Below are 14,656 nucleotides of genomic sequence, written 5' to 3'. Positions count from 1 at the left end.
CTCGCTCGCAGCGCCGCTTTTTTCCATTCCGGGCTGCTCGGCAGCGAGGCCAAGCCCCTGGAACATCGGCATCAAGAAAAACATCGAAAGGCAAAGTAGGAACAAGGCGAAAGCACCAACGCCCCTCCTGCCCGCGAGTCTCCCCGGCAGCTTCAACCTGCCTTGTGCCGCATCACCCGCCAAGCGCCGTCCTCACTTCAAGCTCGAACCCCTGATACATGAGTATCGGGTGTTACCCTTTAACCCTTGACTGCAACAAAGCCCCCGTCCGGCAATACCCAAACAACAGTCGCGATGCTGAAACTGCCAATGAACATGCGCCAGAAAAACGCCGAACAGTTTCCAACAGCAATTACAGCCTGTTCGTCAGTTAACCACAGTCACACCGCAGTGCAACATAGACATGTGCATATCGGGGCATATTCAAGCCGAACCGTTGCCGGAATGCCACCGCTGCAATGTCGCATGACAAGCGGCGTTACCCGACCCATGCAACCTGCTTGCGCTGAACCGAGCCCACAGGCAAAAACCGGGCAACATGGCTGATATATCGCCCCCTTCGCTCGGCAATTCGCGCGCGTCGCCGCTGTTCCTGCGCGAGCCGGAGATCCGCCGCGGCATCGAGCTGCTCTATTTCGGCTATGCCAGCATGATTCGCGGCGCAGATGCTATCCTCGCCGAGCGCGGGCTGGGCCGGGCGCACCACCGTGCGCTCTATTTCATCTCGCGCCAGCCGGGGCTTGCCGTCTCCGATCTGCTGCGCCTGCTCGCCATCACCAAACAGTCGCTCTCGCGCGTGTTGGCCGATCTGGTGGCGGACGGCCTCGTCGCGCAGGCCGTGGGCACGCATGACAGGCGGCAACGCCTGCTGTCCCTCACCCCCGCAGGGGTCAAGCTGGAAGCCCAGCTTTTCGAGGCGCTGAAGGAACGGATGGCCGGTGCCTATGGTCAGGCCGGGCAACAGGCCGTCAGCGGCTTCTGGGCCGTGCTCGCCGGACTTATTCCGCCGGAAGATCGGGCGATGGTGGAGGAACTGGATCGCCGCTCCCGCGCAGGCGGTCAGTCAAGCGGGCAAACGGCAGCCGGTTGAGCAGCGACGTCAGCCCCGGCAGGCCGATCAAGTCCGGGCTCACCCCTTCCAGTTCCGCCTTTTCCGCCCGCTCCAGCAGTCGGTCCAGTTCGGCCATGGTCGCAGACATATCGGCGCTGTCGTCCGCCAGCCAGCCCCGCGCGGCCTGCAGGCAGAGCGCCCCCAGTGCCGCCACACGCAACCGCCCGCGCACGCCCTCCACATCAATTCCCGCCGCCTGCGCCAGACGGCGCACATGCAGCCCGGCCCGGCTGCCCAGCAGCAAGGCGACACCCGGATCGCGGCTTTTCCAGATCGCCAGCACCGCCGGGCGATGCGCCTGCATCGCGTCGAAGCCGCGCATCAATCCGTCGAACAGCCGGTCGCGCACGCTGCCAACCGCTTCCGCCGCGCCAGCCGCAGCCTCGGCGGCGATCCTGTCCTGAAACGCCGCCAGCGCGTCGATCCGGTCTCCGCCCACCCGCCGCGCTTTGTCTACCGCAAGCCCGGCGCGCGCGACGACATCCTCGGCAGACGCCTTGCGCCACCCGGCCTCGCCGATCACTGCCAGCCACGCGTCCAGCAACGGCATCTTCGCCTCGCTCACAACGCCACCCCCGTCTTCGGCGGCACAGCCTCGGCCGCCTCCGCCATCTGCCGGGAGCGTTCCGTTGCCGCCCGAACGGTGGCGCGCATCAGGCTCGTCAGCAGCCCATCTCCATCCAGCTGCTGCAACCCGGCTGCCGTGGTGCCATTCGGGCTGGTCACCTGCTCCCGCAACGCTGCCGGAGACAGATCGGATTGCGCCGCAAGCGCCGCCGACCCCGTCACAGTGTCCAGCGCCAGCTGCCGGGCCATCGCAGCGGGAAGCCCCACGGCCTCGGCCGCGCTCGCCAGCGCCTCGATGAAGCGGAACAGATAGGCCGGGCCGGAGCCGGACAGCGCCGTCACCGCATCGAACTGCGCCTCTTCCTCTAGCCACAGCAAGCTTCCGGCTGCGTTCGCCAGCCACTCCACGCCAGCACGCGCCACAGGATCAGCGCGCTCGCTGAACAGCGCCGTCACCCCCTGCCCGATCTGCGCGGGCGTGTTCGGCATCATGCGGAGCACCGGCCCGGCAAACAGCGCCTGCAACGCCGCGATCCGCACCCCGGCCATCATGGAAAGCACAGGCGCCGCCCCGGCCACCGCCGCCACACCGGGGCCGATCGCGCCCAGCATCTGCGGCTTGATACCCAGCACCACGAGGCTGGGCGCGTCGCCCGCTTCGGCGGCATTGGCAACCACCCGCCCGGCGAACGGCTCCGGCAGCCCGCGCGGGGCCGGATCGATCACCGTCACCCCCTCGCCCGGCAAGCCGGACTCCAGCCAGCGGCTCAGCAGCGCCCCGCCCATCGCCCCACACCCCACAAGCCACAGACGGGACAACAGCGGCGGAACCGGATCAGGCTGAAAATGGAACATGCCCCATTCGTAGAGACGGAAGGTTTCGCGAGCAAGACGAGCCGTTTTCAGCCAGAAGAATCGCCCATCTCGTCAACAATTTTCACTTATGTTTCACAATTCGGCAGACCAAATCCACCATGGCTTGACCGGAACCGGCGCTTCAGTCAGGGAAACGCGCGAAACAGCGGGTCAAAATTCCACCAACGCTGTCAAACATTGAACAGGAATATCGCAAAACTGTGAATATTTTGACAATCCCGGACGCGATGGAGCGAAAGCTGTTCGCCGGGCCCCGGGTGCGTCGCCTGCGCATGGGGATGGGCCTCACGCAAAGCCGCATGGCCGCCGATCTGGGCCTGTCGGTCTCCTACCTCAACCTGCTGGAACATAATCAGCGCCCGCTCTCCGCCAAGGTGTTGCTGAAGCTGGCCGAAACCTATGAAGTCGATGTCCGCCAGTTCACCTCGGCAGACAGCGACCGCCGCGCAGAGGACATCGCCGCAGCGCTGGCCAAGGCGGGCGCGCCCGTCAGCCGCACGGACGTGCGCGAATTCGCCGAACAATTTCCGGATATCGCCGCTGCCCTGCTCCGCCTCGCCGAAACGGGCGACGCGCCGGGGACGGCCGCTGCCCCGCCCTCCCCGCTCGCACTGGTCCGCGCGCATCTGCTGGATCGCGGCAACCATTTTGCCGATCTGGACAGCCACGCCGAAGCGCTTGCAGACGAACTGCGCCTGTCCGGCCTGCCGCTGGATGCCGCGGTGCAGGAACGGCTGCGCACGCGCCACGGCCTCAGCGTCCGGGTGCTGCCGTGGGACGTGATGCCAGACAAGCTGCGGCGGCACGATCACCACAACCGGCAGATTCTGCTCTCCGAAGTGCTCGACAGCGCCTCACGGCTGTTCCAGCTGTGCGTGCAACTGGCCCAACTGGAGGCAAAAGCGGAAATCGAAGCGGAAATCGCCACCGCCGCCCCACAGCTTCAGGCCGTTCCCGTCGCCGGGCAACTGCTCGCCGCCAATCTCGCCAGCTATTGGGCGGCCGCGCTGATGATGCCCTACGCCCGTTTCCACGCCGCCGCCGAATCGTCCGGCTATGACATGGAACTGCTGCAGGCCCGCTTCTCCGCCGGATTCGAACAGGTCGCCCACCGGCTCACCACACTGCAACGGCCCGGCATGCGCGGCATCCCCTTCATGCTGCTCCGCACAGACAGGGCCGGGCAGATTTCCAAGCGCTTCGCCGCAGGCCGCCTGCCCTTCGCCGCAGACGGCGGCCAATGCCCGCTGTGGGTGCTGCACGAAGCCTTCGAACAGCCCGGCCGCATCCTCACCCAGATCGCAGAGGTGGAGGGCGGCGAGCGGCTGTTCAGCATCGCCCGCACCGTCCGCCCGCAGATCACGCCATGGGGCGCGGAACGGCCGCGCTTCGCCATCGCGCTGGCCTGCGCGCTCGATCATGCGCGCGGGCTGGTTTATGCCAACGGGATCGACCTCAACAGCCATCCGGCCGCGCCCATCGGCCCCGGCTGCACGGCCTGCACCCGGCCCGATTGCCGCCAGCGCTCCGCCCCGCCCACCGGGGCCGATTTGCAGATCGACCGCGTCAACCGCGGCCTGACGCCCTATAGTTTCAACAGAATAAGCACAGGAGACAGCGCATCATGATGACCGGAATCGAGATCAAGGGCGAAATGAAGCCCGGTTATGAAACGATCCTGACCGAACCCGCGCTCGTCTTCATCGCCCAGCTGCACCGCATGTATGATCCCACGCGCCAGTCACTGCTGCGCGCGCGCGAGGATCGCAAACGCTGGTGGGCCGAAGGCAACGCCATTGATTTTGCACCGGAAACCTCCTCCGTGCGCGACGGCAACTGGAAGATCAGCGGCACGCCCGCCGATCTGCAGGACCGGCGGGTGGAAATCACCGGCCCCTGCGACCGCAAGATGGTGATCAACGCGCTGAATTCCGGCGCGAAATGCTATATGGCCTGCCTGGAGGACGCGACATCGCCCACATGGCACAACATCGTGGACGGGCAGATCAACCTGAAGGACGCCGCCGCAGGCACCATCACCCTTGAGGACAAGGGCAAGTCCTACAAACTGAACGCCGAAACCGCCGTGCTGATCTGCCGCCCGCGCGGCTGGCACCTGCCGGAAACGCATATCGAGGTGGATGGAGAGGAAGTGTCCGGCGCAATCGTCGATTTCGCGCTCTATTTCTTCCACAACGCCCGCGCCCTGCTGGCGCGCGGCACCGGCCCCTATTTCTACCTGCCGAAGATGGAACATTATCTGGAAGCGCGGCTGTGGAACAACATCTTCGTCACCGCGCAATCCATCCTCGGCCTGCCGCTGGGAACCATCAAATCCACCGTGCTGATTGAAACCCTGCCCGGCGCGTTCATGGCGGATGAAATCCTGTTCGAACTGCGCGATCATATCGTCGCGCTGAACTGCGGCCGGTGGGACTATATCTTCAGCTATATCAAGAGCCTGTCCTACGATCCCAGCAAGATTCTGCCGGATCGCGCGGCCGTGAACATGACAGTGCCCTTCATGGCGAAATACGCCGCCCATGTGGTGCGCACCTGCCACAAGCGCGGCGCGCACGCGATGGGCGGCATGTCCGCCTTCATCCCGGTGAAGGATGACGAAGCCAAGAATCAGGCCGCCTTCGCAGCCGTGAAGGCCGACAAGGAACGCGAAGCCAACCTCGGCCACGACGGCACATGGGTCGCCCACCCCGGCCTGGTGTCGGTCGCGAAGGAAGTGTTCGACCGGCTGATGCCGGGGCCGAACCAGCTGACGAAATCGCCCGAAGGCAGCGTCACCGCTGAGGAACTGACCACCCCCAACGCCGGCCCGAAAACCGCCGCAGGCCTCGCGATGAACGTGAACGTAGCCATCGGCTACATCGCCGCATGGCTGCGCGGGCTGGGCGCAGTGCCGCTGCACAACATGATGGAAGACGCCGCCACAGCCGAAATCAGCCGCGCCCAACTCTGGCAATGGCGCCACCACGGCGTCAGCCTGGACGACGGCACCAAGGTGACAGGCGCCCTCATCAACGAGGAAATCAAAACCCAGCTAAAGGTCTGGAAAGGCGACGTCGGCGACAATTTCTTCGAAGCCGGCAAGTACAAGGAAGCCGCCACCATCCTGTCGGATCTGGTGATGGCCCGCGACTTGCCCGACTTCCTGACGACGCCCTGCTACCGGAAGTTCATGGCGGGGTAACCCCCCCGGGGGGGGCGTGTTTTGCCCCCCCCCGCCTGCCAGTTGCGGAGGGCTTGACCTTTCACGAACCGACGTCTCTCTAGCGGTCGAGTCGACCTTCCCAATGCCAAGGTGATGGCTCAAATGGGCTACCATTCACCGTCCACCCAATTTATCGAGGCCCTTCGCCAAATGACACTCTCCAGCCCAAAGACCGGATCAACCTATTTTGACGTAAAAATCAAATCAGAACATACGGATCGCGGCAGGGCCCTTCGGATTTCAAATTATTCCAAGTACATCGATGAAACCGCCAAGAGATCGACATTTTTGGAGATCGGACCCGGTTCTGGCACAATGATTGAAATTGCCAGAAACAGTGGATTTCAGAATTTTCTTATCTATGACAATGACAAAGGAGTCGTTGATCATATACAGAATCGATTTGGAATCAATTCGCATTTAACTCATGACGTCATCCATGAATTGGCCAGCGTGCCGGATTTTTCGATCGACCTTTCTGTTGCAACTCATGTGCTAGAGCATTTTCCTTCGCCAGATTTGATCCGATTGCTCTCGGTGCTTCGGAATAAGCTGGCTGTTGGCGGCATTTTTCTGGTGGAGATGCCAAATATTGCCTGCCCACTGGGAGGAGTTCCCTCCTTTTATTCGGATGCGACTCATCGATCACCACTCACATCCGAAGGTCTGCTGCAAGCATTCCGGTTAGCTGGCTGGAGCGATGTGGAAGCGCGCCCGTTTCGTCCTCCATTTCGCCCAGGTTTCCTCATCAGCTATGCAAGGTATCTGATGACGAAAGCCGTCGGAACAGTCGCAAACATCCTTGGCGGCGTTCGTGTCATACGATCTCCCAGCTATTTCATAGTCGCGAGAGCGGCTCCCTAGTCTGTCAGGAACCATGTCATGCGCAAGCTGACTGACCGATTGCGAGCCGGACTATGGAGCAGCGAAGCCCAGTTCCTGCTCGCCAAATCCACCTCGGTGGCCGCCGGCTTCCTGCTGACGTTGCTGGTGTATCCAATAGACTTGCGTTTGGCCCAAGCGGTTCTGCTGTTCGATGGCCTGCGATCAGGCATTGCGCCACTCGACCTCGCGATCCAGCGCTCACAGAGCGGATTGGAAAGGGCGCGCCTCTCCCGCACCAAATCTGCTCTCTACATCGCAATCCTGTCCGCAACGCTGTTATTTCACCGCTCGCAGATCGGCCTGATCGTTCTGCCGCTCTACGCGCTCCTGCATTTTCTGGCCAGCCAGTACGCGGCTCATTGTTTTCGCCACGCCTCGCCGTTTCGGCAAGCCCTGGCGAGTTCGCGCAAGGCATTTTCCCTTCACACATGGCCGTTCCACGGGCTCCGCATGCTGGGCCTTATGTGCCTCACGTCGGCCATCGCCACCTTTGCCTACATATCGCTTTACGGTGCCTTCGGGCAGGATCCGCACAACTTCTATGCAATGCGGGCGGTCGATCTCATCCTGCTGTTTCAGGCGATTGCCGCCCAACGACTGTTGGCATATGGTCACTTCGACAAGCGGAGTTTTTCCGTCATCGTGGCGGGCGTGATCTGCCTGACGTTCATTGGATTCCTATCCAGCTACATCGCAATCTGGGGATTGATCAAGCTGATGTCGCTTTACGCGTGTATGTATGCATTTGTGGAGCGCAAAATGAATGTCATCGTTGTCAATCAACTGGCATTGGCCGCCTGTTACGCGTGGGTCGCGCGCCAGGGGCGGCCTGTCGGTGACCCATTTTTGCTGGGCGCAGAAATCCTATCATTGCTTAGCTTCGCTATCGTTCTTAAGCCCTGGCGGAAAATACAAATATAAGATGAGACAACCCAGCAAAACATGACTTATATAGTTTAATTGGATTTTTAATGGACCCACAAGAATGAATGAAGCGAAATTTGTCCACCCGAATCCCAGTTCAACCGATTGGTCTTTTCGCAAGATTGCAGCCATGCTTAGCGCAGGCTGGCACATTCTTCTTGCGTTCGTGATAGGGATGCTGCTTTTGGCTATCCTGTATCTTGCTTTGTCCACACCAAAATACACGACGATTCTGAAAGTCGTTCCCATCGCCAGCCAAAATCCTGGTGTCAGCGGACGCCTCGGCGGCCTTGCCTCGCTTGCGGGTGTTTCATTGGGCTTGAGCGGGCAGGATTCAGATTTCGGCCTGTTTCTCGATGGCCTGAAATCTCGCGAAACCGCCGCAGCAGTGGCAGGCGAACATGAAATCGTCTCTCGCATGTTTCCTGCGGAGTGGAACCAGACCACGAAAAGCTGGCTCCCCCCACCCGAAACAATTCTTTCGAGGTTGAAACGCTCTTTGCTTGGTCCGAACGAAAGTTGGCGGGCGCCCGATGCCAGTCGAGTGCAGGAGTTCATCACCACCAACGTCAAGGTTGTGGTCTCTCAGGATAGCAGCATCGTCCTGGTTTCAATGGAAAACGCGGACCCGGAATTCGCGCGCAACCTGATTTCACGACTGGCGTATCACAGCGACAGACTAAACCGCGAGCGAGCCCTTGTGCGGGCGGCCGATCACGTCCGCTTCCTGGAAACCGAACTCGCGCGCGAAACACTTGCAGTGCAGCGAGATTCGTTGACGGAGTTGCTAACCCAACAACTTCGTACGCGCATGATGGCATCCTCGAATCTTCCTTATTCGGCCGATATTTTCAGCGCCGCTTCCACCGTTGACAGACCAACCTCCCCCAATCGACCTCTTATCCTGATTGGCGCGCTTGTTTTCGGCCATTTTCTTGGAATACTCGCCCTGTTTGCGCGAGAAGAATGGAGAAATGAAAAGCAGCAGGAAGAGTTCGGAAAATGATTTCCGCTTACATCTGGCCACTTTTCATATATCAATTAGCCTTTCCTATACTATCTCTTCGCCGAGTTCCAATTTCAATTCAAATGATTCTGCCACTAGCACTTATTATTCCGCTAGTCGGCTATCAAGGAACTTACAGCGACTGGTCTACCTATAGGCACTATGTATCTATCTGCCAGGCTCCGGGTTGCACCTATTTTGAGCCGGGCTTCGATCGTCTGACGTATCTGGCATCATCGACAATTGGTTTCAAATTGATTGAGATCAGCCTCTGGATTGGAATAGCAATCAGCTTCATTGGATTATTGCTGTGTTTTCCAAGCGTTAATCCTCTGGTTTTAGCACTGTCTCTTTATTCTGCTCATTATGTCTTGTTTCTAGGTGCAATCAGACAGGCGCTGGCCTCATCGCTGTTTTTGCTGGGCATGGGCCTGATCCAGAATCGTCATCGCTTGCTGGGAACGCTGGTGGTGACGTCTGGCGCAGCCATGCATTTCAGCGGCATCCCGGCCCTCGGCCTTGCATGGTCAGGCCGGATCGTCGGGCTTTTCAGATCGATGCGCCCTTTCGGTTGGATATTGCTTATCCTTCTGGCAACCGTTGCGACTTACGCGATTGCCAATTGGCTTTCCGGCTTGTTCCCTCGCATCGGAGAAACCGATGTCGGAACTTCGGCGACAGCCCAAACGTCGTTGGGCGCACGTGATGCCATAATCGCCATTGAACGCGCCCTCCTGCTGGCTGGCGCCATGTGGCTGGTATTTCGAGAAAGAAATGCTGAAACCTCACTGCTCTTTGGGTTGGAAGCAGCCGCCTTCATCCTCTACATAGGATTGTCTGCCGTCGACAGGAACATAGCCGGTCGCATGATCGTCTTGCTGCGGGTGGCCGATCCGATTGTAGTCTGGCTGCTGTTCCGCGCTAAGCTCCCTGTCGGAATAGCTGCGGTGTTTTCCTACATATTGATGAAATCCTATTTCACGTTTGGGACATATGAATTCTATATTGAATAGATTCAGTATTGAAATCGTATCAGATATTCAACCCGATCCTTTGAATCGAGGTGGCCCTTCCGGCCTTCTGTACGAAATCATGCACGATCTCGCGCAGATTCCGGAGTTTTGCGTCACTGCGAGGCATTTTAGTCTGCCTTCGAACAAACTGAAACGGAGAATGGCGCAACTGCTCCTGCTGCCAGAGCGACCTGAAAGCCGCCCTGCGGATCTTCTGCTTGCCTATCCGTCTACTGCCATTCGCCACATTCACCCGAATGATCGCAGTCGCACCATTGTCCTTGGCCCAGACAGCCTGTCGCTTCTTTGGACGCGCGCCGCCAAACAAGGACAAGGAGTGGCATGGCTGCGAGCCGGATTGCTGGCCCGCTGGTTCAGCCACGTCGACAGATTTATCTCCCGTTCGTTTGCCTGCTACCTTGTCGTTGGAAAAGCCGACAGGCGCTGGATTGCGCGTCAGAGCGGCAAGAACGCTCGTACAGCCTATCTTCCGCATCCGCTTTTGACACATTCGCTCCTCCCTGCCCCGGAAATCGAGGCAGCGGTCGCGGCGCAATCAAGGCCCACCGTGCTCTTTGCTGGCGCGATGAGTGATATGTACTCAACCGGCTTGTTCGAGGAGTTGATTGACCATCTGATCAGCAAGGCCGACCTCCTTCGTTCGACAAATCTGCTGCTTGTTGGTGCCACTTATGAAGCAGCTTACCGGCGATTGGCCGCAAATGGGCTGTCCGCACAGTGGCAGATTTGGATTGATCAGTATGAGGAGCTCTTCCGGGGCCATATCATTCAGCCCGTGCCATTGGCCGTTGGCGCAGGAACGAAAAACCGCGTGCTCACAGCGCTCGCCAACGGTGCAACAATAATCGGCACATCTGTTGCAGTTGAAAACTGTGTCGAGAAAGATTTCAGTTACGCCCGATCGTCAGCAACTCCGCATCCCGAATGGCAGAGTCGCTGCTTTCCGCCATTCGGGACGAGGGGGGCGCTAGCGCATCCAACCTCGCCCATCCCATCGAGGCATTCCGCGCGAGCCGGACCACCCATTATCGCCGCGCACTCCGCTCAGTGATTGAGCAATGCCTTCAAAGATCAGGGAAAATACCAAAATGATCAAAGGCAATCCCGCACCTGACGCCGATATTCAATGGGAACCAGCCGGAGAATTCACCCCGGGGCTGGTATCAGTCATCATGCCAAATCTGAATGGTGCGGCCTTTCTGGCCGAAGCAATCGAATCCGTGACTGCACAGTCATACTCCAATTTCGAACTGCTGATTGCCGATGACGGCTCCACCGACAAATCTCTCCCGATTATAGCGGCGGCGATGAAGCAGGATTCGCGTATCCGCCTGCTGAGCGCCCCGCAAGCACGCCAAGGCGCCGCTCAGGCACGCAATCGAGCAATCGCCGCGGCAGTCGGCGAATATATTGCCTTTCTAGACAGCGATGATATCTGGTGCCCCAGCAAGCTTGACCAGCAAATATCACTCCTGAACGAGAAGAAAATCCACTGTTGCCATGGAAGCTATAAGACCATGGACACAAACGGGGTGCCATTTAATCTCGTGAACGCGACAAAACATGTAACATTATCTAATATGAAAAGTTATAATCATATTGGAAATCTAACTGGCATCTATCGTTGTGCAGCCATCGGAAAGTTTTTTCAAAAGAGTATCGGCCACGAAGATTATGAAATGTGGATTCGAATTCTCCATCACACCGATTCAATTGCAGTTCTTTCTCCAATCGCCCATTATCGCATGCATGGCCACAATGTGTCGGGCAACAAGTTGCGAAGTGCGCTTTGGACATTCCAAGTTCATCGCAATGCCTTCGGGCTGACGTCCGCCTGCTCCAGTTTCATCCCCTATGCGCTTCAAGCTCTTTCCAAACGAAAATAGCCCCACCTGCGCATGAACAATAAATAAGATTGAAATGGAATTTATGAAAAACTCAACAACAATTTGCCTCATAGGAGGATCCGGATTTATCGGAACCAGATTGGCAAAAAAACTTGAAAAAGATAAAATAGATTTTATTATCATTGATAAGGAAAAAAGTATAACTTTTCCGCAAAAAACTATTATCGCAGATGTAAGAAATTCTGAGCAGATCAAATCTGCTATTCCGCAAGATTCAATAATTATCAATCTCGCCGCGGAACATCGCGACGATGTCAAGCCGAACTCTTTATATTATGATGTCAATGTTGAAGGGGCAAAAAATATTGTCTCCGCATGTGAAGAGAAAAATATCAGAAAAATTATATTTACAAGCTCAGTTGCAGTTTATGGATTTGCGCCAATAGGAACTGGTGAAAATGGTGAGATAAATCCATTCAATGACTATGGAAAAACAAAATTTGAGGCCGAAAAAATATTTCAATCTTGGCATGATTTGGATTCGAAAAATAGAACATTAGTCATAGTGCGTCCGACAGTTGTATTTGGCGAACAAAATCGTGGGAACGTGTATAATCTCTTAGCTCAAATCGCATCTGGGAAATTCTTGATGATCGGCAACGGTCTAAACAGAAAATCTATTGCATATGTTGAAAACATTTCTGCGTTTCTCGAATGGTCATCCGCAAATCTTGCAGCAGGAAAACATGTCTTCAATTATGTAGACAAGCCGGATTTTACGATGAACGAGCTAATATCCTCGGTTCGCCTTCAGCTTGGCAAGGGGCTCGGCGTTGGCATTCGATTGCCGCGGTGGTGCGGCCTGCTGGCAGGATCCCTGCTGGATATGCTCGCCGGCATTCTGAACCGGAAATTTCCCCTTTCCCGAATTCGGGTCGAAAAATTTTGTGCGGACTCTGTCTATAGTAGCAAGGTCGACGCCAGCGGCTTTCTTCGCCCGGTCTCAATTGAGCAGGCACTTTCACAAACTCTATCCTACGAATTCCTGAATCCCGAAAAAGAGGAGACAGAAATATTCTATGGGAGCCAATGAGTTCAGCGTGATGGCGCCATTGCCCGGAAGAACGCCATCTGCTCAGCCAAGGATGAATGCAGCTCGCGCCTTCGAAGCAAGGCCGCCCAAAGAGCGAGCGTGGAGCCGTTGGTGCGAACAGAAGAAAACCGCGACATATAGCGCAAAGCGTCCCAAGCGCTCCAACCATCCGTCTGAACCAGATCGTCCGCGCGCCTCGCTTCTGCAAGAAGGGGAATCAGCAGAGAATCATCATCCGTCATGAAGCGGCCTGGCCCTGCCATTTGAACCCGCATGCGGGCGTGGGCCTCCGCCGCTTCACGCGTCTTAAAAAAATCGCGCAGGCGGATATGCTCGACCGCTCCGTCGAGTACCGGATCGACAGACAGATTAAGACGCTCGGCCCATTCTTCGAGCAGGGCAACTCGATCCCGCTCAGGAAAGGCCTGATAAGAAGTGGTGGATTGGAAATAGCCATCGAGAATCGTCGTTCGCCCCAGATGCAATGCCCGTTCACCAAATCCTGCCTTGGCCAGAAATTTCGGGATGCGCAGCCGGGCAACGCCGGCTAGCGCGCCATTCCGGTGATGTAACTTGCCACCAAGAAGCGGATCAAGCTCGAATACATGAGAAGCCGAATAGCGATGCAACACCCCTGAAACCAGAAAAACTTGAGCGTTCATCTGATTACCCAGAAGCTCACCCATAAATTGTTGAAACATTTGATTCCCGAGACCGCCATGTAGAATGACGAGAATTTCTTCTTCATTTCTCATACTCATTATCGACTTCAAATCCTTTCAGTGGTGTAACCCCGGGCATGCGGATGCAGCAGTTCCACCGCCATAATCAGAAGCTCCGTTTATACCCCGGCATTTCACGTCCCCCCTTTGACACACGCCTGGTACGCAATCCTGAGGAGTCCTCCCCTTCTCGCCTGAAACATATGCGCAGGCTTCCCTTTTCCAACCGGACAGCATAAGGCAACAGGCACATGCTACCCACCCTTACTGGTTTCGATCGTGGCTCAATGCCCGGCGGAAAAGCAAGACAAACAGCCCGTTCAAGGCAGACTGTTTGAGGCAGACATGTCGGATAAGCTATCGAGCCACACTTGGAGCATGCGAAGTTGAATTCTCCCTCGTTTGACCTTGCTGGTGCGCGCGTATGGGTAGCCGGTCACCGTGGCATGGTCGGATCCGCTGTGGTCCGAAGGCTTGGCAGTGAACCGGTCGAAACAATTCTAACGGCAACTCGTGCAGAGTTGGATCTGCGGCGGCAATCCGACGTAGAATCCTGGCTTTCAGAAAATAAGCCGGATGTCGTGGTGTTGGCGGCAGCGAAAGTGGGCGGCATCCTCGCCAACGACCGCTTCCCGGCAGATTTCCTTTACGATAATCTCGCTATCCAGAATTCCATAATCAAGGCGTCAGCCGATCGAGGCGTGCGCAAACTGCTATTCCTCGGCTCATCCTGCATTTATCCGAGGCTTGCCCAACAGCCGATATCTGAAGACGCTCTGCTGACTGGCCCACTTGAGCCGACAAACCAATGGTATGCCGTTGCCAAGATCGCGGGGATCATGCTGTGCGATGCTCTGCGCAAACAGCATGGCCTGGATTTCATCTCGGCGATGCCGACGAATCTGTACGGCCCTGGCGACAATTACGACGCAGAGGCCAGTCATGTGATCCCAGCGCTGATTCGCAAGACGATCATAGCCCGCGATGGGGGCGCCGATACGATTACCGTCTGGGGCACCGGAAATCCGCGTCGAGAGTTTTTGCATGCGGACGATCTGGCCGATGCGCTGGTTTTCTTGCTTCGAAATTTTTCCGAGGCCGGGCCGATTAATGTCGGCTCAGGGACTGACATATCGATCGCCGAGCTTGCACAGATGATCGCTGATACTGTCGGCTTTGGCGGAAAACTTGTGTTCGATACGTCAAAGCCAGATGGCACTCCGCGCAAATTGATGGATGGGAGTCGCTTGGCAAGGCTGGGATGGAAGGCGAACATCAGCCTTCGGGATGGCCTTGCTCGAACAATCGACGACCTTCCTGCTGGTTTCGGCCGCGGCGCCTGAGTGGCGCATACCCGCATTTTCA

Annotated in this window: 14 protein-coding genes; 11 read left to right on the top strand and 3 right to left on the bottom strand. The window is 57.4% G+C overall.

Going from position 1 to position 14,656, the window contains the following annotated elements; genetic code table 11:
• Positions 1–538: 538 nt before the first annotated feature.
• The gene (locus FJQ54_RS02035; protein ID WP_140926654.1) at positions 539–1,090 is read left to right on the top strand and encodes a MarR family winged helix-turn-helix transcriptional regulator; all 552 of its coding nucleotides are present in this window, start codon (positions 539–541) and stop codon (positions 1,088–1,090) included.
• Here FJQ54_RS02035 and FJQ54_RS02030 read toward each other — a convergent pair.
• The gene (locus tag FJQ54_RS02030) at positions 999–1,676 is read right to left on the bottom strand and encodes a TetR family transcriptional regulator (RefSeq protein WP_140926652.1); all 678 of its coding nucleotides are present in this window, start codon (positions 1,674–1,676) and stop codon (positions 999–1,001) included. The two genes, FJQ54_RS02035 and FJQ54_RS02030, sit on opposite strands and share 92 nt — an antisense overlap.
• On the bottom strand, positions 1,673–2,533 hold the full coding sequence (gene proC, locus FJQ54_RS02025) for a pyrroline-5-carboxylate reductase (RefSeq protein ID WP_140926650.1): 861 nt from the start codon (positions 2,531–2,533) through the stop codon (positions 1,673–1,675). Before proC ends, FJQ54_RS02030 begins: the two co-directional genes overlap by 4 nt.
• 248 nt (positions 2,534–2,781) lie before the next feature.
• On the opposite strand from proC, the gene FJQ54_RS02020 reads away from it, so the two are divergent.
• The 9 genes from FJQ54_RS02020 to FJQ54_RS01980 all read left to right on the top strand — a co-directional run bounded on the left by FJQ54_RS02020 (position 2,782) and on the right by FJQ54_RS01980 (position 12,569).
• Complete coding sequence (locus FJQ54_RS02020; RefSeq protein ID WP_140927089.1) at positions 2,782–4,182, top strand: helix-turn-helix domain-containing protein; 1,401 nt, start codon at positions 2,782–2,784, stop codon at positions 4,180–4,182.
• The gene (gene aceB, locus FJQ54_RS02015) at positions 4,179–5,759 is read left to right on the top strand and encodes a malate synthase A (protein ID WP_140926647.1); all 1,581 of its coding nucleotides are present in this window, start codon (positions 4,179–4,181) and stop codon (positions 5,757–5,759) included. Before FJQ54_RS02020 ends, aceB begins: the two co-directional genes overlap by 4 nt.
• Positions 5,760–5,873: 114 nt before the next feature.
• Positions 5,874–6,644, top strand: coding sequence for a class I SAM-dependent methyltransferase (locus tag FJQ54_RS02010; protein WP_181159940.1), 771 nt, complete (start codon positions 5,874–5,876; stop codon positions 6,642–6,644).
• An 18-nt stretch (positions 6,645–6,662) separates the two neighbouring features.
• Positions 6,663–7,586: a hypothetical protein gene (locus FJQ54_RS02005; protein ID WP_140926643.1), complete on the top strand. Its 924-nt coding sequence runs from the start codon at positions 6,663–6,665 to the stop codon at positions 7,584–7,586.
• Positions 7,587–7,650: 64 nt separating this feature from the next.
• Positions 7,651–8,595, top strand: a complete 945-nt coding sequence (locus FJQ54_RS02000; protein WP_140926641.1) for a GumC domain-containing protein — start codon at positions 7,651–7,653, stop codon at positions 8,593–8,595.
• Positions 8,592–9,608, top strand: coding sequence for an EpsG family protein (locus tag FJQ54_RS01995; RefSeq protein ID WP_140926639.1), 1,017 nt, complete (start codon positions 8,592–8,594; stop codon positions 9,606–9,608). The genes FJQ54_RS02000 and FJQ54_RS01995 overlap by 4 nt, the downstream gene beginning before the upstream one ends.
• The gene (locus FJQ54_RS01990) at positions 9,601–10,680 is read left to right on the top strand and encodes a hypothetical protein (RefSeq protein ID WP_140926637.1); all 1,080 of its coding nucleotides are present in this window, start codon (positions 9,601–9,603) and stop codon (positions 10,678–10,680) included. Before FJQ54_RS01995 ends, FJQ54_RS01990 begins: the two co-directional genes overlap by 8 nt.
• A gap of 7 nt (positions 10,681–10,687) precedes the next feature.
• Positions 10,688–11,515 carry a glycosyltransferase family 2 protein gene (locus FJQ54_RS01985; protein WP_140926635.1) on the top strand — a complete coding sequence of 276 codons (828 nt, stop codon included), beginning with the start codon at positions 10,688–10,690 and terminating at the stop codon, positions 11,513–11,515.
• Between the two features lie 34 nt (positions 11,516–11,549).
• The gene (locus FJQ54_RS01980) at positions 11,550–12,569 is read left to right on the top strand and encodes an NAD-dependent epimerase/dehydratase family protein (RefSeq protein WP_328592157.1); all 1,020 of its coding nucleotides are present in this window, start codon (positions 11,550–11,552) and stop codon (positions 12,567–12,569) included.
• Positions 12,570–12,571: 2 nt separating this feature from the next.
• Here FJQ54_RS01980 and FJQ54_RS01975 read toward each other — a convergent pair whose 3' ends face one another.
• Positions 12,572–13,330 (bottom strand): hypothetical protein, encoded by a 759-nt coding sequence (locus tag FJQ54_RS01975; protein WP_140926633.1) that lies wholly within the window; start codon positions 13,328–13,330, stop codon positions 12,572–12,574.
• A 332-nt stretch (positions 13,331–13,662) separates the two neighbouring features.
• On the opposite strand from FJQ54_RS01975, the gene FJQ54_RS01970 reads away from it, so the two are divergent.
• A complete protein-coding gene (locus tag FJQ54_RS01970; protein WP_328592156.1) occupies positions 13,663–14,634 on the top strand; it encodes a GDP-L-fucose synthase family protein in 972 nt (323 codons plus the stop codon).
• Positions 14,635–14,656 lie beyond the last annotated feature (22 nt).

Source organism: Sandaracinobacter neustonicus (genome assembly GCF_006385875.1).
Taxonomy (GTDB): Bacteria; Pseudomonadota; Alphaproteobacteria; order Sphingomonadales; family Sphingomonadaceae; genus Sandaracinobacteroides; species Sandaracinobacteroides neustonicus.
Note: the sequence above shows the minus strand (reverse complement) of the source record. Positions and strands in the feature narration are given on the sequence as shown.